A 21,594-nucleotide genomic window follows, 5' to 3' on the forward strand; every position below is an offset into this window, starting at 1 on the left:
ACCACTGTGACAATGTTTACAGCCCGGCGGCTGATATCAGGGAACAGGACCATGACGATCAAGCTCACGAACAGGATGGTGGTGCAGATCTTTCCGCTGATCAATGCGCCCTTTAAGATATAGCCATGCTTTGCGGTGATGATGCCTGCAACAGCGGCGAGGTTCGTAGTCACCAAAATCCAGCTAGTTGCCTTCGGGTCGCCAGAGAGTGCGGAACCGGCGTTGAATCCCCACCAACCGAACCAGAGCATGAATACGCCGACGGTTGCGAGCGGAATGTTGTGGGCCGGAATGGCATGCACCTTGCCGCCGACATACTTGCCGATACGCGGTCCAAGGATCATGACACCGGCGAGAGCGGCCCAGCCGCCCACGGAGTGGACGAGCGTAGAACCGGCGAGGTCATGGAAACCGGCCTTGCCGATGGTCGAAAGCCAGCCGCCGCCCCATGTCCAGCTACCCACGATGGGGTAGACGAGTGCCACGTAGACAACGGTGAAGACGAGGAAGGAGTTCAACTTCACGCGTTCGGCGACAGCGCCCGAGACGATCGTTGCGGCGGTTGCTGCAAACATCGCCTGGAACAGCCAGTCGGTAAACAGTGTGAAGTGGCCGTTGTAGGCGGCGGTGAACTTGGAGGGGTCAGTCCAGTCGCCGATGCCGAATCCGGCAAATCCAAGTACACCGGAAATCGCGTTGAACGTTCCGGGGTACATGAGGGCAAAGCCGATGGCGGCGTACATCGTGATACCTATGGCGGGAACCGCGATGTTTTTGAAAGCGACGTTGGCCGCGCACTTCGCGCGAACAAGACCCGCTTCGACACAGGCAAAGCCCAGGCCCATGATAAACACCAACATGGCGCTAATCATGATCCAAATGTTTTCTGTCATAAAGATGGCGTCGCTGACAGGTACGACAGTTGCTGCTTCGTTCATTTTTAAAGTCCTTGTGGTTGATGTTTAGCCGATTGCCTCTGGTCCTGTTTCGCCGGTGCGAATGCGAATGCACTGTTCGAGTTCAGTGACGAAAATCTTTCCGTCGCCGATGTTCCCTGTGCGAGCACCTTCGATAATGGCATCAATGCAGGGCTGTACGAAGTCATCGTTCACTGCAATCTTCAGGCAAATCTTTTTCAGCAGGTTCACTTCGGTCACGACGCCGCGGAAACGCTGGTTGTAGCCACGTTGCTGGCCACATCCGAGAACATTGGTGACGGACATCTTGAATATGCTCTTCTCGTATAGCGCTTGCTTTACGATGTTTAGTCTTTCTGGTTGTATGTAAGCCGTGATGAGCTTCATGATTGTTTTTCCTCTGTGTTGATTTCACGGGATTATGAAATTTCATTAGGCCTTATGCAAATGCCGTGCCAATATTTGTCCGGTGGCTAATTTTTTGCCCCTGTAACAGAGGTTGATCTTGTGCGAGCCTTACTGCCGCTTGCGATTAACGGATGCTTTACAAAATTTGTATTTCGTCCATTTTTATCTGTGCGAGATTTTGAAATTTTACGTATCCTTGCCTTTTTACAATACAAAAACTTACAGAATTTGTAATTACTGCTGCGTTTCGGATTCAGAACGGGGTTTGATAAGTCGTTAACTAAGCTATATTTAGGTTATGTTTGGATTTTACCGATTCGCATCTGTTTGCCCGACGCTGAAAGTCGCCGATACCGCCTACAATACAGCTGAAATTATCCGCTGTGCCTCCGAAGCTGTTGACGGGGGAGCCGCCTTCGTCGTGCTCCCGGAGCTTTGCATAACAGGGTATACCTGCAGCGATTTGTTCCATCAGGAACTGTTGCTCAAGAAGAGCGTGGAATCGCTTTCTAAGATTGCAGAGGCGTTTGTAGATAGCGATGCGGTGATTGCGGTGGGGCTTCCGCTACGCATGTTCGGTTGCCTGTACAACTGCGCCGCATTCTTGCAGAAGGGTAAACTGGTGGCGGTGACGCCCAAGATTCATTTGCCGAACCAGCGCGAATTCTATGAAAAACGTCACTTTTCGAGCGGTCGCGATTTGCTGCGTGGGACCTTGGCTTGCGCCGGGGAATCTGCGGGGAATGCCGCGGGCGCTGTCAAGTGCTGTGTCGAAGGCTTTGGCGATGTGCCGGTGACGAACTTCTTTACGGTGAATGGCGAAGGCTCCGAGGTCCGCGTGGGTGTGGAACTTTGCGAAGACTTGTGGACGGCGGTGCCGCCGAGTGGCGAACTTGCATTGGCCGGTGCGAACGTGATTGTGAACCTGTCGGCAAGCGATGCCTTGGTGGGCAAACGCGATTACCGCCGTAACTTGGTGATGAACCAGTCCGCTCGCTGCATGGCGGCCTACGTTTATTCATCGGCGGGCGTGCATGAATCAACGACGGACATGGTCTTTAGCGGGCACTTGATGATTGCCGAGAATGGCAGCATGATTGCCGAAAGCAAGCCGTTTAGCCGCGAATCTGAAATTATTTACGCAGACGTGGATGTGGAACGCTTGAACATGCAGCGCTTGAGCGAAGGTTCGTTCCAGGATTTCGACAGCCGCAGCTTCTATGCGCGCGCGGCGAGTTTCGCTTGTCTGCGTTCGATTGATAGCCTTAAGTACCGTTTTGTGGCGCCGATGCCGTTTGTGCCGGGCAACATCGAAACTCGCGACAAGTCCTGCACCGAGATTTTCAATATCCAATGCGCAGGACTTGCGAAGCGACTCGAAGCGTCGCATTCTGCGCGCGCGGTGATTGGCCTTTCGGGCGGCTTGATTCTACGCTTGCCTTGCTTGTGGTTGCCGAAACATTCAAGCTCCTGAAGCGCCCTGCTTCTGAAATCCTGGTGCTTACGATGCCCGGGTTCGGTACGACCAAGCGTACCAAGAGCAATGCGGTGACGCTTGCAGAACTTTTGGGCACGGAACTGCGCACGGTCGATATCCAGAAGGCTTGCCTGCAGCATTTTGCCGACATCGGTCACGATCCCAAGAATCTGAGTGTGACTTACGAGAATGTTCAGGCCCGCGAACGCACGCAGATTCTGATGGACATTGCCAACAGCGTGGGCGGAATCGTTATCGGAACAGGCGACCTTTCTGAAATCGCTCTCGGCTGGAGCACCTACAACGCTGACCATATGTCCATGTATGCGGTGAACTGCGATATTCCGAAGACGCTCGTGCGCCATGTGGTGGGCTGGTATGCCGACCATGCCGAAAGCTTTACCGCCGACAAGAAGACGGCAAAAGAACTTGCCGACGTGCTTCGCGATATCTTGGACACGCCCGTGTCGCCGGAACTTTTGCCCGCCGATTCTAACGGACAGATTGCGCAGAAGACCGAAAGCATCTTGGGCGCCTACGAAATCCACGACTTTTACCTGTATCACTTCGCAAAGTACGGCGCCGCTCCGCAAAAGCTCCTGTTCCTCGCGAAGTACGCCTTTGAGGGCAAGTTCAGCGACGAAGAACTGGAGAAGGCCTTAGCCGTATTCGTGCGCAGGTTCTTTACGCAACAGTTCAAGCGCAGCTGCATTCCTGACGGCCCGAAAGTCGGTACAATCTCGTTGTCGCCCCGCGCCGACTGGCGCATGCCCAGCGACGCCAGCAACACAGATTGGCTATAGATAATGCTGGCTGCCAGCAACACAGATTGGCTTTAGATAATGCCGGCTGCCAGCTTCAGCGACTGGATGTAATTGAACTACGTCATTGCGACCCTATAGGGGGTAACGGCAGACACGGCGAAAGCTTGTCCGCTAAGCAAACAGTAAAGGCCGAAGGCCGTAATTTGTTTGCGTGCGGAGCAGGCTAAGCTGTGGCTAGAGTTAGGGGGATTCTTCCCCCTTTTTACCTAGTCAAACAATTCCGGGTCGGATTCGTCGGAGCCTTCGTCTTCGCTAGAGCCGTCGTCGAAACTGTCGGGCGGGGAGATTCGGGTAGCGCGCTTCACCTTCTTCGCGGTGAACTTGCTGCCCAGAGCCTTGTAGCCCTTGACTTCGGCGACTTCGGTGAGGTCCAGTTCTTCCTTCTGGACTTCGCGACCCACCTGGTATTCCATGAGTTCGCGAGCGTCTTCGGTCGCGAAGAATTCAATCATCTGCGTGTCCTTGTGGTCAGACACGAGGCTGAATTCCGTGGTCATGGGGCAGCCTTCCAAGTTGAAGCGCTTGACCATGTAGTTGAAGTTGCCGCCTTCGAAGTAGAGAATCGTAAAGACCTGTTCCGGATCGAACTTGTGGATGTACTTGATACCCGTACCCACGAGAATCGGATCGGCCATGTCGTGGACGCGGGCGGTACCGTTTTCCTTGACGATGAGAATCTTGTCCTTTTCGCCGAATTCACCGATGCGGTCACCCTTCTTCTGGGTGCTGATGATGCCGGCGAGGGCGTCAAAGTAGAGTACGCGGGCGCCCAAGGTGCTCACACCCTTGCGGACGCGCTTGATGCTCTTGACCGGGTACTTGGTCACAATGTTACCCATGGCGCCGCGGCCCTTCACGTCGATAGAGCTGAAGTCCACCTCGAAGTTGAGCTTGGTGCGCGGCCGCGGCTTCAGCGTGACTTCCACGACTTCGGCTTCGCCGTTCAGGTTGCTGGACATGTACAGAATCTTGCTGCCCGGCTTGCCCTTACCCATAAAGTAATCCTTGTCGCGGGTAACGCCACCCACGTTGAATCGCTTGATGTAGTAGGCGCCGTCCTTGCCGTCCTGGTGAATCACGTTGTAAATGTGGCGGTCGTCGTCCTTCTTGAACTTTTCGACGAGCAAGATGTTCTTGCCCACGAAGTCCTTGTCGCTGACCTTGACGACCTTGAAGCTGCCGTCGGCCTTGAATACGATCAGGTCGTCGTATTCGGACACGTCGAAGAGGTATTCTTCCTTCTTCATGCCGGTGCCGAGGAAGCCTTCCTTGCGGTTCACGTAGAGTTTCTGGTTTGCAAGAGCCACGTGCACGGCTTCCACCTTGCCGAATTCCGCAATCTGCGTGCGGCGTTCCTTGCCTTCGCCGTACTTCTTCAAGATGTTCTTGAAGTGCTCGATGGTGTATTCGGTAATGTGTTCCTGGTTGTACTTGCAGGTGGCGATGCTTTCTTCGAGTTCGCGCAAAAGCTGGTCGGCCTTTTCACGGTCGTAATGGCTGATGCGGCGGATCGGAATTTCGATGAGCTTGCCGATTTCTTCGTCCGTGATTTCCTTGCGGTGCAGACGCTTGACGTAGGGCATCAGGCCTTCGCGCACGAAGTTGATAATCTGTTCGCGGTCCTTAGCCTTCTTGATGACCTCGTAGACTTCCTTTTCGATGAAAATCTTTTCGAGGGTGGTCATGTGCCACTTGTCTTCGAGGTGCTTGAGCTCGTTGGCGAGTTCCCATTCCAGGAGCTTGACCGTGTGCTCCGTGTTCATGCGCAGAATGTCGGAGACGCCGAGGAATTTCGGGTGCTTGTCCACGATCACGCAGGTGCACGGAGAAATGGACTTTTCGCAGTCGGTAAAGGTGTAGAGGGCGTCGATGGCGACCTGCGGGTCGGTGCCCGGTTGCAAGTGTACGAGAATTTCGACTTCTTTACTCGTGTTGTCGTCGACGTGCTTGATCTTGATTTTACCCTTGTCGTTAGCCTTCACGATGCTTTCGATGAGGCTTACGGTGGTGGTGCCGTAGGGGATTTCGCGGATGGCGAGCGTCTTGTTGTCGACCTTTTCAATCTTTGCGCGCACGCGGACCTTGCCGCCGCGCTGACCGTCGTTGTAGTCGCTCACATCGATGATGCCGCCCGTGAAGAAATCCGGGTACAGCGTAAACTTCTTGCCCTTCAGAATCGCGATGCTAGCTTCACAGAGTTCGCGGAAGTTGTGGGGGAGAATCGAGGTCGAAAGACCCACGGCAATGCCGTCCACACCTTGAGCCAAGAGCAGCGGGAACTTGACCGGGAGAGTCACCGGTTCCTGGCTACGACCGTCGTAGCTCGGAATCCATTCGGTGGTTTCGGGGTTGAATACCACGTCCACAGCGAACGGCGTGAGGCGGCCTTCGATATAACGCGGTGCTGCGGCGCGGTCGCCCGTGAAGGGGTTACCCCAGTTACCCTGGGTGTCAATCAGCAAATTCTTCTGGCCGAGGCCCACGAGAGCATCGCCAATGGAGGCGTCGCCGTGGGGGTGGTAGGCCATGGTTCGACCGACGATGGTGGCCACCTTCTGGTAGCGTCCGTCGTGGTTTTCGAAAAGGGAATGCAAAATGCGGCGTTGCACCGGCTTAAGTCCGTCCTCGTAGTAAGGAACGGCGCGGTCCAAAATCACGTAGCTCGCGTAGTCCAGGAACCACCCGTCGTAGAGTTTTTCAAGGTGGTTAACATTTGAAAGTCCAAGGGTCGAATCTTTAGTTTCTTCGCTCATATTCCAAAAAAATGCGTTTTAAGGCTTAAATTTCAATGTACGGACACAATGTAGTAAATATTTTTGTCACGAAATTGTCAGTACTGCACAAAGGGGCATGGAATTTGCAGGCTCTGTCCAGTTAAATCGTACGGCTACAGAAACGCTGCAGTGGTCTAACCGGCCAAAACAGTTGAAATGCTGCGCTTCTGTAGTGAAAAAATTCCGATAGGCTTACGAAACCAGTTTTTTTGCTATGGCCTGCCCCAGTGTACGGATTCGTCAAATTCCGTCATTTTCAGTTCATTGATCATGGTTTCGAGTGTGCACGGTTTGCCGTCGCCGTGGAAATCGTCGCCTGGTCTGGGGTCTCTATATTTCCCCTCGGCGACCTTCTTTTCGTGTTCCGTTTCGGCAAGCGTCCATTTGGCGATAAAATCCCTCGCGACGGTCTCGACGTCTTCGGAAAGGCTTGCCTGTAAATACCAGAAATACTGGCCAAAGCTGCGGTTTGCGACGCGGGTTTCTTTTTTGCAGCTGGGGCAAATCGCCGTCGCCTGCGAACCTCCTGAAAGGGGCGATCCCGTAAACGAGCGGACGACTGCCGTGCCGCCGCACTTGCATTTCACCTTGAACTGGTCGGTTTCCCAGATGCGCAGGAGTGTCGCGAGCGTGAAGCCGACCCGGACGATGCTGCCTGCGATGTTGAAAGTCCTTGAAGTATGCAGGGGGCCTACGTATAGTCCGCCGCCCTTGATGGCATAGTGGGCATCTATGTTGGCGTAGCGCGGTGTCGCAAGAATTTTGTCCTTGTGGCGCATGATGAGGTCGAGGTTGTCGAACAGCAACTTTTTCTTGCGTTCGTCGCACCTTTCCTGAAGCTTGCGCAATTCCTCCTGCTCGCTGTTTTCTTGGTCTATTGCGTCGCTGACAAGTTTCAGCCCCGATGCCTGCCGTTTGCAGAAATCCGCGAAGGTTTCGCGTCGGTTGTCCGGCTTCGCCGGGATGTACGGGAAGGGTTTCGAGTCGTCAATGTGAATTGTTGCCATAATTGAACTCCTGTCGGGGGCGTTGTGTTTGTACTACAGTATGCATTTTTTTTGTTATAATTTATGCGTGTATGCAAATGTATGCATAAATCTAGGGGTAATATACAAAATCCCTGCGACAAAAAATGTCTCATGCGTTTTTTTTTCGCAAGAACATGTCAATTAATTAGTGAACAGGAGTATAATCTTTCTTAGGGCTCTGTCAGGCAAACCGTTCTCTATGAAAAACCTACGGATTTAGTATAAAAGCCATCCCGTCTGGGGTGGCTTTAGTATTCGTATAGTAAGCTCCTGCAGATCTAGCGGTGCTGCGAACTCCAGTGGCGCTTGAAACGAGGCTCGTCCAGGACTTTAGCCCAGATAAAACCTTTGCGTATGTCGGCAATATCCTTCATCGATACGCGGGGCGTGCGGCGTGCTGAAACGGCTTCTGCAGGGACTCCCGACCCGAAGTCGGAAATTGCTGCGGCGGATTCGCGTGCGGCCTTGGCGCGTTCCTCGAGTTCGTTGAGCTTGCGTTGGCGTTCGAGTTCCCGTGCCCGGGCGTCATCGAGCTGCGATTGAGCGGCCTTGGCTTCCTGCGCTTGAATCGCTTCCTTTTTCTTGCGCGCCTGCTCGGCAATCTTTTCACGAAGGAGCAGATTGTCTAGTTCTTCCAGATCGTGAACAAGTACGTCGCAATCACCTTCGCCCATGTCGTGGCCTACAATGCGGTGAGCCTGCAGGTCCATCAGCATTTCGGCGGCGGTGTTTTCGTCAACGTTGAATTCTTCCATGAGGAATTCTAGGTTGATATAGTCCACCCCGATGACGACTTCGGCGATATCGTGGAGCGTGAGCGGCTTGTTCGGGTCGCGCCGTTCCATGGGTGTCGTCGGAGGCTCGATGTTTCCCTGCGAGGCTTGTCGCTGCGATTCCTCGAATTGACGAATCAGGTCCTGCAAGGAACGAGATGTCCTGTGTTCCTGATGGTCCGTCTCTTCGTCGCGAGACTGCTTACGCTGGGACAACTGTCGGCGCTGTTGCTCCTCCTTCGCCTTTTCCATCTTCTTTTGGATGATGGTGATGACGACTGCGATGGCTATGAAAATGAGGGTTTCCATGATGCCCTACGATCAGTTACTTTGCCTCGGGAGCGCTGCCGATTTCCTTCCTCATCTGGGTGTCGGCTTCGATGTTTTTCAGATTGTAGTAGTCCATCACGCCGAGCTTGCCGTCGCGAAGGGCGGATGCCATGGCCATCGGAATCTGGGCTTCGGCTTCCACGAGCTTGGCCTTCATTTCCATGACCTTCGCCTTCATTTCCTGTTCGGCGGCGTAAGCCATGGCGCGACGCTCTTCGGCCTTGGCCTGTGCAATCTTCTTGTCGGCTTCGGCACGGTCGGTTTCGAGGATGGCGCCGATGTTCTGGCCCACATCCACGTCGGCGATGTCGATGGAGAGAATCTCGAAGGCGGTACCGGCATCGAGGCCGGAAGCGAGCACCTTCTTGGAAATCATGTTCGGGTTTTCGAGCACTTCCTTGTGGCTTTGTGCAGAACCGATAGAAGATACGATGCCTTCGCCCACACGCGCGACGACCGTTTCTTCGCCGGCGCCACCGACGAGCTTCTGGATGCTTGCGCGGACAGTGATACGGGTGATGGCGTGCAGCTGAATGCCGTCGAGAGCCACGGCGGAGACCTTCGGGGTCTCGATGACCTTCGGGTTCACGGACATCTGCACGGCTTCGAGCACGTTACGGCCGGCGAGGTCAATGGCGGCGGCTTCCTTGAAGTCCAGCTTGATGTTAGCCTTGTTCGCGGCGATTAAAGCCTGAATCACGCGGAGCACGTTACCGCGGGAAAGGTAGTGGGCTTCGAGCAGGTTCGTGTCGACGGGGAGGCCTGCCTTGCAGCTGAGGATTCGGGCTTCAACAATCACCTGCGGCGGCACCTTACGCAGGCGCATACCGATAAGCTGGAAAATGCTCACGTTTGCCTTGGAGAACAAGGCCTGCAGCCACAGGCTGAAGAACTTGCCGATAAAGGCGAGGAGGATGATTACGGCGATTGCCGCGATAATGATTCCGACCATTAAAAGAGTGTCCATTGTTTATCTCCATTTTTTTGTTTTCTTTTCGTAATATACATAATTTGAGTAAAGAAAAGATTTATCTTTGATATAAGAATATTTGGACAAGGGAGGAACCTGGTCATGTATAGACTTTTTTTCAGAATAGTTGCATTTTGTGCTTTCATGGCTTTTGCCTGTTTATGCCTGAACGCCTGTCTCGAAGACGAAGGCTCAAGCAGCGTTGCAGCGAATGATGCTCCACAGAAGGAGAACGACTTGGATAAGGACAAAGATGGTTCAAAAGATCCGTCTGATTCGTCTATGTTCGCTGAAGTAAAATGTCCCGAGGTAACCTCCAAGTCGCAGTTCCTGAACCCTGATGTTGACTATGGTGAAATGACCGATGAACGCGACGGCCAAGTTTACAAGACTGTGCAGATCGGCAATCAAACTTGGATGGCGGAAAACTTGAATTATGCTGCAGATCGTTCCATGTGTCCAGATAGCCTGGAAAGTAACTGCAAAATTTATGGAAGGTGGTATACAATGTCAGGTTCGTGTCCAGAAGGTTGGCATCTCCCTAGTGTTGCTGAGTGGAATGTACTCCTCAGATCAGTTGGTAAAGATGACAAAGTTGATGCTGCGATGCTGAAATCAAGGTTCGGTTGGGCTGATGGAAAACAAGGGGTGGATGCTTTTGGTTTCTCGGCGATGCCGATGAGTAAACGGAATTGTTCCCAGGTCTTCTTTTTGACTTCTGATTACTATGATAACGAAAATACGGGTGAACGGAGTTGCATAGCGTTTAATTATCGAGCTGGAGATTATTATTACAACAACGAAACCTCTGTTACGGGTTTGTTTATGGGCTATTTCAATGAAGTTACTAGGGGTGTTCCCGTGCGATGCCTGAAGGACGGGAGTGGTCCTTACGAGAAATCTTTGCTGAATACCGAAAATCTCGCTTTATGGGATAAAGCAGACAAGAAAGATTTTTTCAATCCGAAAGTCGAGTATGGAGAAATGACCGATGAACGTGACGGTCAGGTTTACAAGACCGTGAAGATCGGTAATCAAACATGGATGGCGGAGAACCTGAACTATATCTATGCGGTAGATTCGCTTCTTAAGGAAGAAGGTGTATGTCCCATCTATTACGGCAACGATTATGTTTTTCCTGACGGCTTTAAAACTTGTGATTTGTATGGGCGCTTGTACCCGTTTGGCGCCGCGATGGATTCAGCTGGAGTCTTTAGTGATGACGGTTTGGACTGTAATGGGTTAGTGTGTAAGCCAAACGAACAGGTCCGTGGAATTTGTCCTGAAGGTTGGCGCTTGCCGGGTGACAATGATTGGGATACCTTGCTTGATGCCGTAGGGGGTGCAGATGTTGCTGGCAAAAAATTAAAATCGCTAACGGGGTGGTTTTACGACGGCAATGGTTCCGATGAGTATGGTTTTTCTGCGAGGCCTTCTCCCGATTTGAGCGGCAGTAACAATCATACTCATGTTGGTTTTTGGAGCGTCGGCTCTCATCTAAATGGAAGGTATTTTAGTTTCTATAGCGATGCCGTTTATCAGGGCGCCGCAGATAAGTTGTACATTCGTTGCATAAAGGGGTACACTCATATTGATGATCCGAGCAGGTATATTCCGGGAATCTTGCCTTCCGAGGTGGAGGAAGGGTCGATGACGGATGCTCGTGATGGGCAAGTTTACAAGACCGTAAAAATTGGCGACAAGACCTGGATGGCGGAAAACTTGAATTACGACTACCAGGTGGGAGATTCCGTATCGATATATGGTTCTGTTTGCCTCACCGATAGCTTGGGAAACTGCGATTCTTCTTATGGCCGCTATTACACGTGGCCTGCGGCGATGGATTCGGCGGGAATCTTTAGTGACGGAGGCAAGGGATGCGGCTTTAGTGAATTATGCAACCCGAAGGGGACTATTCGTGGAGTCTGTCCGGAAGGTTGGCATTTGCCGGATACGACCGAATGGAACGCGTTGTTCTCGGAACTGAACTGTGTTGAGGATGGTCAAAATAATTGTGGGCCTTTATTGAAATCTTCCCGGGATTGGGTGTCCCGCGGAGGTGGATTTGATTATTATGGTTTTACGGTTTTGCCTTCGAATATTGCAGATTGGCGTCAAGATTATACCAAGGAATGGTTCTTTGAATCGGTTCGAACTGCCCGCAATAATGCCCAAATTTGGCTGTCAAATGAATCGGAGAAAGACGCGGCGATGGTTGCTGAATTCACTATTTACAAATTTGTCCGTTTTTCGAAAACCCGGAAAAAATACGGGGCGTCAGTCCGCTGCGTGAAGGATTGACGCTAGCCTTCCATTTCAGCTTTAGCGACCGTCACCCAGATGTGGCCTTCCTGTACGGATTCTACCTTTACGGGGGTTCCGGCCTCAATGATTTCGCCGTGGGTCTGTACGTCGAATAGTCTGGTGCATCCGTCGGACATGGTGAAACTTGCCTGGCCTACGGGGCGCAGGAATGTCTTGGCAACTCCGATGTCGCCGATGGAAACTTCCTGAACGGCTTCTGTGGGGGATGCGGCCGTTTCCAGGTCCGTCTTGAGCATGGGCGTCCAGCCTTCGGGCAGAAGCGGAATGAGGTACTTGCTTGCGACTATCGGGAAAACGAGCGCGATTGCCGCACAGCTTAGCATGTAAAGTAGTCCGAGTAGCCAGGGCGTGGCGTCAAAAGTCGTCTCGATGGTTTCGGGCACGTATTCGGGCATTTCCGAGGGCTCGAAGGAGAGCGCAAGCGCAAGGATCATACATACGATACCGCCAATGCCGAATAGGAACGTTCCCGGCATCACGAAGATTTCCACCAGGAATAGAACCACGCCTGCCACGAGCAAAATGGCGGGAATGTAGCCATCGAGTTGCGGGGCGAACTGGCCGAGGAATACGACGCCGATGAGAATGATGCCGATGATTCCGAACAAGCCGAATCCGGGAGTCTTGAATTCGATGTAGAGGGCGCCGAAGCCAAGAATCAGGAGAATGCCTGAGATGGCGGCGATGGCCGATGCGATGTCTTCGCCGAGATTTGTTTCAACTTCGCTCCGGCTTTCGATGGCAAGCCTGGTTTCAAATTCGTCGCGGTCCTTGAAGGTGCCCCGCGAAAAACCGAGTTCTTGAGCTTCCTTGTCGGTCATGGTCAAAAGTTCGCCTTCTTTCACGAGGATTTTGGGGGCGCCCCAGAAGGCCTTGGCGGCGCTGTCGAGGACGGCGTATTTTTCGCCTTCTATAACGAGGACGGAATCTCGTTCTGTTTTTTTGCCCTTGTCCAGCGTGGCGGTGAGTTCAAGAATTTCAAGTTCCGGCGTGACGAAGGCGGAACTCAGGAGTTCCGGGTAGCCGTTACGCTGGGCGAGGTTCCTGAATTTGGCGCGGAGCGGGGACTGTATTTTTTCGCCAATGATTTGCGGGGTGCCGTCGCCGCCCTGCACGATGGGGGCGCAATCGCCGATGGTCGTCGCTTCGAGCATGTAGAGCCTCTTGCAGGCGAGTGCGATGAGGCTGCCTGCGCTGATGGCCTTTTTCTTGATGAGCGCGATTGTCTCGGCTCCCTTGACGGCCATGATGGTGTCCACCAGGTCGAATGCGGCGTCTAGGCGGCCGCCGAAGGTGTTGATTTCAAAGATGATGTAGTCTGGATTTTCCTTGAGGGCGTCGTCGATGGCCCGTGCGCAGAAATCGTACATGGAGGGTTCCACATCGCCTTCCAATTTAATCCATACGGCGTGCTTCTTGCTTTCGGCCGTTTTCGCGTCGCGAGTGGCGGAATCCATGGAAGCCATGAGCGCAGAATCTGTGGTGGGGGTGGAAATTGCCGAGGTGTCCGCCGTTGCTGCCGTCAGCTGAGTCGTGCCGGCGAAACCAAATGCAGCCTGCATCATAAGAACGGAAAGAACTCTAGTAAGTAACTTCATGCTCTTAATATATGAAGATTTTGGGCTGAAAGTGTGATTTCTGCGAAATTTCGGAGGCTTTAGGGGCGGGCCCCTAGGAGAGGGGGTGGAGAGCGATGAAATGCGAACCAGGGGGATTCCTCCCCCTTTTATGGATTAGCTTAAATTTTTGAGAACATTTTATATTGTAAAATCTTTTAAAATATTGTAAATTTTTAAATTTTTGTGTTGCTTTTTGTTGGTTTTGAATTTATATTTTAAGAAATAATTTGAGAACATTAGTTTAGTGTTCTGAGGATGGATGTATGAAAATGGTTTCGAAAAATGTCTCTAAGGCGGCACTCGGTGTGATGCTGCTCGGTTTTGCTGGGGCGTATGCCCAGGTAACGGTGAACAAGGCCGAAGGCTGGCTGGAATCCGCATATGCGGAATGGGCCCCAGTTTCGGGAGCGGCCAGCTACAATGTCTATTGCGACGGTAACAAGATCGACAATCAGCTGATCCGCAGCTACGGTAGCTATATGCGTGCCGATGTGCTCGGACTCAAGGCGGGCTCGCATACCTTGAAGATTGCTCCGGTGGTGAACGGTGCCGAAGGTACGGCCGCCACCAAGACGGTGATGGTGCTGGCCCACGACCGCACGGGTTTTGCGTTCAGTAACGGGCGCGTTCCCGGTGCCTACAATGCCGACGGTACGCTCAAGAGCGGTGCTGCTATCCTCTACATTTCCGAGAACACCAAGAACACGGTGACGATGGACGTGACGACAAACGCCAAGGGCTCGAAGACGACTTGTAAAAGTTTTCAGGGCATTTTGAACTGCTACAAGAAAGGTTTTGAGACAACGCCTCTGGACTTGCGCTTTATCGGTAACGTGACGGATTCCGATTCGCTGTTACAGGGTGACATGATGATTGACCTCGGCAGCTCCGAAAACACCTACGTGACTGTGGAAGGTGTCGGTGAAGATGCCGTGGTGAACGGTTGGGGTATCCGTATCAAGAATGCGCAGAATGTGGAAATCCGCAACCTGGGCATTATGAATGTGAATAGCAACGAAGGCGACAATATCGGCCTGCAGCAGAACGACCAGTATGTCTGGGTGCACAACAACGATTTCTTCTACGGTGATGCGGGCTCCGATGCCGACCAGGCGAAGGGCGACGGTGCGCTGGACTGCAAGAAATCCACCTACATCACCTTCAGCTACAACCACTTCTGGGACAACGGCAAGTCGAACCTGTTGGGTCTTTCCGAAGGTTCCACCGATGGCTACTACATAACTTATCACCATAACTGGTACGACCATTCCGATAGCCGCCATCCGCGCGTGCGCTACTACAGCGCCCATGTGTACAACAACTACTACGATGGTAACGCGAAGTACGGTATCGGCTCGACGCTCGGTTCGTCGGTCTTTGCCGAAGGAAACTATTTCCGCAACTGCAAGTTCCCGATGCTCACCTCGATGCAGGGGAGTGACCTTTACGCCGGTACGACAAGTAAGTCCAACGACAACGCCACGTTCAGTAAAGAGGCGGGCGGCTCCATCAAGGCGTTCAACAACTACATGGAAGGTGGAACCTTTATTGCGTATGGTGCGAGCAAGTATATGCTCAAGGGGGCCGAAGCGTCCATCGGCTCTATCGACAGTAAGACGGATTTTGACGCCTATGTGATTACGAGCCGCAACCAGGAAATGCCTGCATCGGTGAAGTCGCTTTCGGGTGGCAATACCTACAACAATTTTGACTTGAATAGTTCTGTCATGTACAAGTATACCGCCGACGAGCCCGCCGCGGCCAAGGCGAATGTGATGAAGTATGCGGGCCGCGTGAACGGTGGCGATTTCAAGTGGACCTTCGACAACTCCGTAGATGATGCCGCCTATGCTGTAAATCAGTCGCTCAAGAATGCTCTCGTTGCATACAAGGGAACGGTGAAGTCCATTCAGGGCGAAGGAAACCTGCCCGTGGTGGCGCCGACTTCGAGTAGTTCGGTTACAAGTTCCAGTTCGTCGTCTCCGAAGTCCTCGAGTAGCTCGCAGACTCCCAAGTCCAGCAGCTCTGTGGGTATAAATGAAGATCCGGTTGATGAGGATGTTTCTGTGACTCCTATAGACAGGGACGTTGTCCATAACTTTACCGAAGATGCGACTTCGAGCGATTACTTTGAATTCATCGGCAGCCTTTCGACAAGCAAGGGCACGGTGGAATATAATGGTGAATCCTTGACTCGCTGCCTCAAGATGGAGTCTTCGACTCGGATTTCGTTTACATTGGCGAAAAGCGCGACGGTGACGCTTGTATTTAATGGCGATTTCTCGAAGAATGTCAAGGTGGATGGGGAAAAGATTCCTGCAGTGGCTGGAGCCGTCGTTGTAAAACTGCCTGCGGGCCAGCATTCCGTTGTCAAGGGCGATGTCGCGAATCTATACCTGATCAAGGTGGTTGTGGATGAGTCGAGTACCGATCCTGAAAGTTCTTCAAGCGGAGAGGGGGGTGAAGACGATCCGATGATTGTTGCGTCGAAATTCGAAGGAGATGCTCCTATGCGTTATCTTGCGCGCGAGGGGCGACTGGAGATTTTTGCGGAGGGTGTGCGGCGTGTCGATATTGTCAGTGCGAATGGTCATGTGCTGATGCAGCTTTCCGGGGTAAATTCAAGTGTCGATTTGAGTAATCTCAAGGCGGGAGTCTATTTGGTGCGCCTTGTTGCGAATGGTCGATCGTATCTGCGGAAAATCGTAAGACGGTAAATGAGTTTGAGTGTTTGTGGAGGACTCCTGATTTCAGGAGTCTTTTTTTTGTATGTAAAAACTTGTTTGCGGTTTTCCCGATATGTTGCAAATAAAGATGTTAATCAAAAAATTACATCAAAAAGTCTCTGCACATTCTATCTTTTAATCGGATATTGGGTTATCACTTCGCAAGAAAAGGTGCAGAATGAAGAAGATTCTAGGGATAATGTGTTTGGCGGCGATGTCTGCCATGGCGGCTAGTGCAAACAGGGTTGGTCCTGTAAGCACTTATGGTGAACTTAAGGCTAATGGTGGCAAGTTGTCCGGATCCTGTCCAGATTATTCTGAAAAGGCTGTCCAGGTGAAGGGCATGAGCCTTTTCTGGAGCTCAGGTGCCGATAGCTCCACGGTGTTCTATTCCGAAAAAGCGGTGAACGCGATGGTGAAGCAGATGAATATCGAGGTCATTCGTTTCGCGATGGGCGTTACCCAGGAAAAGTTCAAGGACGAGGGACGCGGATACTTGAGTAGCGAACAGGGGGCGGTCCTGCAAAAGGGCTATCTCAAGAATGTGGTGAATGCAGCCATTGAAAATGATATCTATGTGATTATCGACTGGCATATCGAAAGTTCGAACGGGAATACGGACGATGCTGTAAAGTTCTTCGAGTACGCGGCTCAGGAATACGGATCCTACAACAATGTCATCTTTGAAGTGTGGAACGAACCTTTGCAGGGCACTTCGATGAGTTCGGTTGCTTCGCATGCTAATACAGTGATTGCCGCGATCCGTAAGTTTTCCGACAACCTTGTGCTTGTGGGTAGCCCCGACTGGTCTAGCCATCCGGAACAATGCGCCTCTGCCGGAATTCAGGACTCGAAAAAGAATTTCGCCTGTACGCTCCACTTCTATGCGGCGACTCACCAAGTGGGTGATTATGGCTACAACAGCCGTGCGGCGCAGGCCATGTCTAGCGGTGTTCCCGTGTTCGCTTCTGAATGGGGTACTGTTTCTGCCGATGGTAATGGCTCCCCGAATCAAGATGCCAGCAAAGCCTGGATTGACTGGATGAACCAGAATCATGTTTCCTGGGCCAACTGGTCTGCTTCTGCAATCAATGAAAAGTCTGCCGCTTTCCAGAATCTCGCTATCGATAAAGGCCTTACGTTTACGCAGTCCGGCAACATGGTCAAGGGCTGGATGAATGGAACGAGTGGATATTCGGATTGCCACCTCCAGAACGGGAATGGCTCCAATAATAGTGGTTTCTCGTCTGGTGTCGCGAATGGAACCAAGACGGATATGATCGATGACATGGAAGATGGCGATCGCTTCGCCTACACGGGTGGATGGTGGTCTGCTTTCGCGGATTCCGATGACGATACTGACGGCGAGGGCGCAACAACCATTTCCAACTCCAAGTGGGAAAATGACTTCCACAAGCGGGTCTACGATGTACTCATGGAAAAGAAGGGCGATAAGAATACGTCTAACTACATGGTTGGTATCGAGGGTATCAAGCTTGCCAAGGGTGGTTATAAATATGCTCCGTATGTCGCTATTGGCTTGAACCTGAGACGCGATACCCTGGAAATTGACCTTTCCGCTTGTAAGTCTATCAGTTACAAGTTCAAGGGAGCAAGCCATAATTTCCGTGTTGAAACATCTCTCGTGAAAAACTGGAACTTCCACCACGTGAACAAGGATGCTTCCGAAGAATGGAAAGAAGTGGAACTCACTTGGGACCAGTTCACGCAGGAAAGTTGGGGAGATGATGATAAGCATTTCAGCCTTGACAAGGGCATGAACAAGGTGCAGCGTTTTGCTTGGGAAGTCAAGGGTGCTCTTGATGTTCCGGATTACGCGAACCAGCCGAAGTATGATTATCTCTACATCGATGATGTACGTTGCAATGGAGCTAGCATTACGGCTATTAGCGGCGGTAACACTTCTCCAAAATCATCCTCTTCTACTATTAATCCTAGCAGCAGTGCCGCATCTAGCAGTAGCGTCAATTCTTCCTCGTCTTCTTCGTCTTCTTCTGCTGAGGAACAGATTGTATCTTCGTCTTCTGCGGTGAGCATGGCGGCCGTGATGCTTATCGATGATGTTGAAGACGGTAACGAAGTTGCCAAGACGACGGGAACCTGGTATGCCTATACGGACAAGGAACCTGGCGGACTTTCCACGATATCGAATGTCTATGACGATGCCCTTGGCGGTTACGTGGTCGTGTTCCCGGGAACAACGGATCCCACCAATGGTACTGAAGGCTTTGTCGCAATCAACGAAATTGTCTGGAACCAGGGCAGCTACGAGAATGCTCCGTTCGTGGCTCTCGGTCTGAATCTTCATGCCGATACTTCGTTGGGTGTCGATCTGAGTCGTTGTGAAGGCCTGAGCTACCGTTATAAGGGGGCCTCTCATAGGTTCAAGGTTCAGGATGGTCAGGTGAAGGATTACGCCTATCATGAACGCTTGGTGGTTGATGCAGAAGATTGGACGACGGTTGTTGTCTTGTGGGAAAAACTCACTCAGCCTTCTTGGACGAAGGAAGATGTCGAACTGAATACCGCCAATATCAAGAAAATGGCCTGGGAAGTGGTCGGTTATGCCGGCTTTGATGCACAGCCCACATACGATTATCTTTATGTCGATGATCTCGTCTGTGTTGCGAATTTGTCTGATGCAGTACGTCCGGTACGCAAGGCGATTTCCATGCAGCTGAATGTGCAGGGCGACATGCTGAACGTGATGACGACGTCTGCGGCCCGCATCCAGGTTTTCGACATGATGGGGAACCTTGTGATGAGCAAGCTTGAAGGGGTTGCCGGAAACCATCAGGTATCTCTTGAGGGCCTGAATCGGGGCAACTATGTTGTCCGTGTCACGGCGAAGGGTGCCCAGCAGACAGCTCGCATCAGCCTCCGCTAATTTTGAAAATTTGAAAAAGAAAACGCCTCGAACTCCGAGGCGTTTTTAGTGTCAATTTTGTTTATTGTAGGTCTCTTTGCAGAATTTCGCACTGCTCGTCGGCCCATTCCTCGAAGGTGTCGTCGGCGATGTGCTGCTTGGCCTCACGCATCAGGTGTAGGTAGAAATGCAGGTTGTGGATGCTTGCGAGCGTGAATCCGAGGGATTCGCCGGCATGGTGTAGATGGCGCAGATAGGCTCGGCTGAAGTTGCGGCAGCAATAACAGTCGCAATTGGGATCCACGGGCTTGTCGAATTCTTCGGCATGGCGGGCGGCCTTGTAGCGCAGGACTCCTTGACTCGTAAACAGCATGCCGTTGCGGGCGTTACGGGTTGGCATCACGCAGTCGCACATGTCGACACCTCGTTTGATGAGCTCCAGCAGATTCCACGGAGTTCCGACTCCCATCACGTAGCGGGCGTGGTCTTTTGGTAGGATATCGGTGCAGAAGTCCGCAATTTCGTACATGGTCTCGGTTGGTTCTCCTACCGAGAGACCTCCCATGGCAAATCCATCCGGTTCAAGTTCCGCGATGCGCTCGATGGCCTGTTGGCGTAGGTTCTTGTGCATGCCGCCTTGAATAATCCCGAAGAACTGCTGGTCGTAACCATGAATAGGCGGGTGTTCCCGTAACCACTGCATTGCTTCGGCGGTCCATTTCAGTGTAAAGTTCAGGCTGTGTTCTGCTTCTTTTGCTGTGCTCGGATAGGGAGTGCATTCGTCGAGGGCCATGATGATGTCCGCGCCGATTTCGCGTTGTGCATTCATCACGCTTGCGGGACTAAAGAAATGTTTCGAACCATCAAGAATGCTTCTGAATTCCACGCCTTCGGGGGTGATTTTGCGTAAATCCTTCAGGCTCCAGACCTGAAATCCGCCGCTGTCCGTAAGGACTGGGCCGTTCCAGCTCATGAACTTGTGTATGCCGCCGGCCTTCGCGATGCGGGGCGTCGTTGGACGCAGATAAAGGTGGTAGGTGTTTGCGAGGATTATTTCGGCCTTGATGTCGTACAATTGGGCGGGTGTTACCGCCTTTACTGTAGCCTCGGTGCCGACCGGCATAAAGATGGGCGTTGTCACATCGCCGTGATCTGTATGGACTACTCCCAGGCGGGCTTTGGATTTCTTGGAAGTCTTTAGGAGTTCGAAACGGTTCATGAAATAAATATAAGCTGTTTATCCTTACGCTAAAGATAGAAATTAAAAGCAAAAAGAAAACCCAGCCTTTCAGCTGGGTTTCTTTCTGCGGTCGGACAGACTTGAACTGTCATGGGATCGCTCCCACTAGCACCTCAAGCTAGCGTGTCTACCAATTCCACCACGACCGCGTGGTCCTTAGCGGAACGACCCAAATTTAGATTAAATCGCTTCGCTTGTAAAGGGGTAAAAACGCATTTTTTATAAAAAAGTGAAAAAAATCTCTTTTATGAAAAACTCTAACTTGTTTGCTTAGTGCGCAGGCCCACGTATGGTGGGAATTTCCTTCGCATTGGCTAGAACAATGTCTGAATTACAAGTCGGCAACGAGCTTGTCGAAGACTTGTCCGCGGACCTTGTAGTTCTTGAACAGTCCGAAGCTTGCACAGGCGGGGCTCATAATAACGGTGCCGCCTTCGCCGATGGCGAGACTGTCTGCAAAAGCTTCTTCTAGAGTGGGGAAGATGTTTGCGGGGACCTTTAGCCCGGCCTGCGTGAGCGATTCCAACATGCGTTCAGCGGTAGCGCCGATGAGCGCAATTCGCTTGAGGTTCGGGCGGTCGTTCACCAGAATCTGCGAAAGCTCGGTAAAGTCCGCATTCTTTTCGGAACCGCCCAAAATCAGCGCGAAGGGGCGCTTCATGCTTGCCGTTGCGGCGATCGTCGCGTCGGGGCGTGTGGCGTAGCTGTCGTTGAAGAATTCGATGCCGTTCTTCTCTCCCTTGAATTCCATGCGGAAGGGGAGCGTCTCGTAGCTCTTCAATGCTTCGAAGGCATCAGCTACCTTGATTCCCAAGGCTTTCACGGCGAGAGTTGCCGCCGCCATATTTTCAAGCTGGTAAATACCACGCACCTTGCAGTCTTCAAGGTAGAGCTTCTCGCCGTCGATGGCGAGGGTGGCGCCATTAATCACCGCATCCCCGTCGCCAGCGCTCGGGCCGTCGACAAGGCTCACGGCGTATTTCGTCTTGGCGGGGCTTTCGCTTGCAATCTTTGCCGTCGGGGCAGCGTCCTTCAAATACACGCATGCGCCGTCACGTTTTTGCCAGCGAACCAAGTTCGCCTTGGCGTCGCGATATTCTTCGACGCTCTGGTGCCAGTCGAGGTGCTCGGTCGACACGCGCAGCACCACAGCTATGTCCGGCGACACAGACAAAGTCATCAACTGAAAACTCGAAAGTTCCAGAATGCTCACTCGGTCTGCCGTCTCGTCCTTCAAAAGGTCAAGCGCTGGCACACCGAAGTTGCCGCCAATCTCGTTGTTCACACCGCACTTGG

Annotated in this window: 11 protein-coding genes, 1 tRNA gene and 2 pseudogenes; 4 read left to right on the top strand and 10 right to left on the bottom strand. The window is 52.2% G+C overall.

All coding sequences use genetic code 11. The annotated features are described in order from the left end of the window. Both Q0628_RS04880 and Q0628_RS04885 read right to left on the bottom strand, forming a co-directional pair. A pseudogene (locus Q0628_RS04880) lies at positions 1-938 on the bottom strand (hypothetical protein); the annotation flags it as partial. Between the two features lie 24 nt (positions 939-962). Continuing rightward, on the bottom strand, positions 963-1,304 hold the full coding sequence (locus Q0628_RS04885; protein WP_298768701.1) for a P-II family nitrogen regulator: 342 nt from the start codon (positions 1,302-1,304) through the stop codon (positions 963-965). Positions 1,305-1,623: 319 nt separating this feature from the next. On the opposite strand from Q0628_RS04885, the pseudogene Q0628_RS15680 reads away from it, so the two are divergent. Continuing rightward, a pseudogene (locus Q0628_RS15680) lies at positions 1,624-3,605 on the top strand (NAD(+) synthase). A gap of 227 nt (positions 3,606-3,832) precedes the next feature. Here Q0628_RS15680 and Q0628_RS04900 read toward each other — a convergent pair. The 4 genes from Q0628_RS04900 to floA form a co-directional block, all read right to left on the bottom strand. Further along, positions 3,833-6,379, bottom strand: coding sequence for a DNA gyrase/topoisomerase IV subunit A (locus Q0628_RS04900; protein WP_298768706.1), 2,547 nt, complete (start codon positions 6,377-6,379; stop codon positions 3,833-3,835). 233 nt (positions 6,380-6,612) lie between these two features. Then, entirely contained in the window at positions 6,613-7,407 is a 795-nt protein-coding gene (locus tag Q0628_RS04905) for a hypothetical protein (protein WP_298768707.1), read from the bottom strand. A 299-nt stretch (positions 7,408-7,706) separates the two neighbouring features. Further along, complete coding sequence (locus Q0628_RS04910) at positions 7,707-8,510, bottom strand: hypothetical protein (protein ID WP_298768708.1); 804 nt, start codon at positions 8,508-8,510, stop codon at positions 7,707-7,709. A 16-nt stretch (positions 8,511-8,526) separates the two neighbouring features. Beyond that, the gene (gene floA, locus Q0628_RS04915) at positions 8,527-9,498 is read right to left on the bottom strand and encodes a flotillin-like protein FloA (RefSeq protein ID WP_298768709.1); all 972 of its coding nucleotides are present in this window, start codon (positions 9,496-9,498) and stop codon (positions 8,527-8,529) included. 147 nt (positions 9,499-9,645) lie between these two features. Between floA and Q0628_RS04920 the strand changes: the two genes are divergently transcribed. Beyond that, complete coding sequence (locus Q0628_RS04920; protein ID WP_298768710.1) at positions 9,646-11,802, top strand: FISUMP domain-containing protein; 2,157 nt, start codon at positions 9,646-9,648, stop codon at positions 11,800-11,802. A 2-nt stretch (positions 11,803-11,804) separates the two neighbouring features. Here Q0628_RS04920 and Q0628_RS04925 read toward each other — a convergent pair whose 3' ends face one another. Then, on the bottom strand, positions 11,805-13,424 hold the full coding sequence (locus Q0628_RS04925; protein WP_298768711.1) for a nodulation efficiency protein D (NfeD) family protein: 1,620 nt from the start codon (positions 13,422-13,424) through the stop codon (positions 11,805-11,807). Between the two features lie 284 nt (positions 13,425-13,708). Here Q0628_RS04925 and Q0628_RS04930 point away from each other — a divergent pair, with 284 nt between their 5' ends. Continuing rightward, a complete protein-coding gene (locus Q0628_RS04930) occupies positions 13,709-16,162 on the top strand; it encodes a T9SS type A sorting domain-containing protein (RefSeq protein ID WP_298768712.1) in 2,454 nt (817 codons plus the stop codon). A gap of 187 nt (positions 16,163-16,349) precedes the next feature. Further along, positions 16,350-19,079, top strand: a complete 2,730-nt coding sequence (locus Q0628_RS04935; protein WP_298768713.1) for a CIA30 family protein — start codon at positions 16,350-16,352, stop codon at positions 19,077-19,079. A gap of 61 nt (positions 19,080-19,140) precedes the next feature. Here Q0628_RS04935 and tgt read toward each other — a convergent pair whose 3' ends face one another. The 3 genes from tgt to murD form a co-directional block, all read right to left on the bottom strand. Continuing rightward, positions 19,141-20,277: a tRNA guanosine(34) transglycosylase Tgt gene (gene tgt, locus Q0628_RS04940; protein WP_298768714.1), complete on the bottom strand. Its 1,137-nt coding sequence runs from the start codon at positions 20,275-20,277 to the stop codon at positions 19,141-19,143. Between the two features lie 86 nt (positions 20,278-20,363). Continuing rightward, positions 20,364-20,447: transfer RNA gene (locus Q0628_RS04945), tRNA-Leu, on the bottom strand. Positions 20,448-20,629: 182 nt separating this feature from the next. Beyond that, the coding region (gene murD, locus Q0628_RS04950; protein ID WP_298768716.1) for a UDP-N-acetylmuramoyl-L-alanine--D-glutamate ligase at positions 20,630-21,594 on the bottom strand (965 nt) is incomplete at its 5' end.

Source organism: uncultured Fibrobacter sp., from assembly GCF_937877005.1.
Taxonomy (GTDB): Bacteria; Fibrobacterota; Fibrobacteria; order Fibrobacterales; family Fibrobacteraceae; genus Fibrobacter.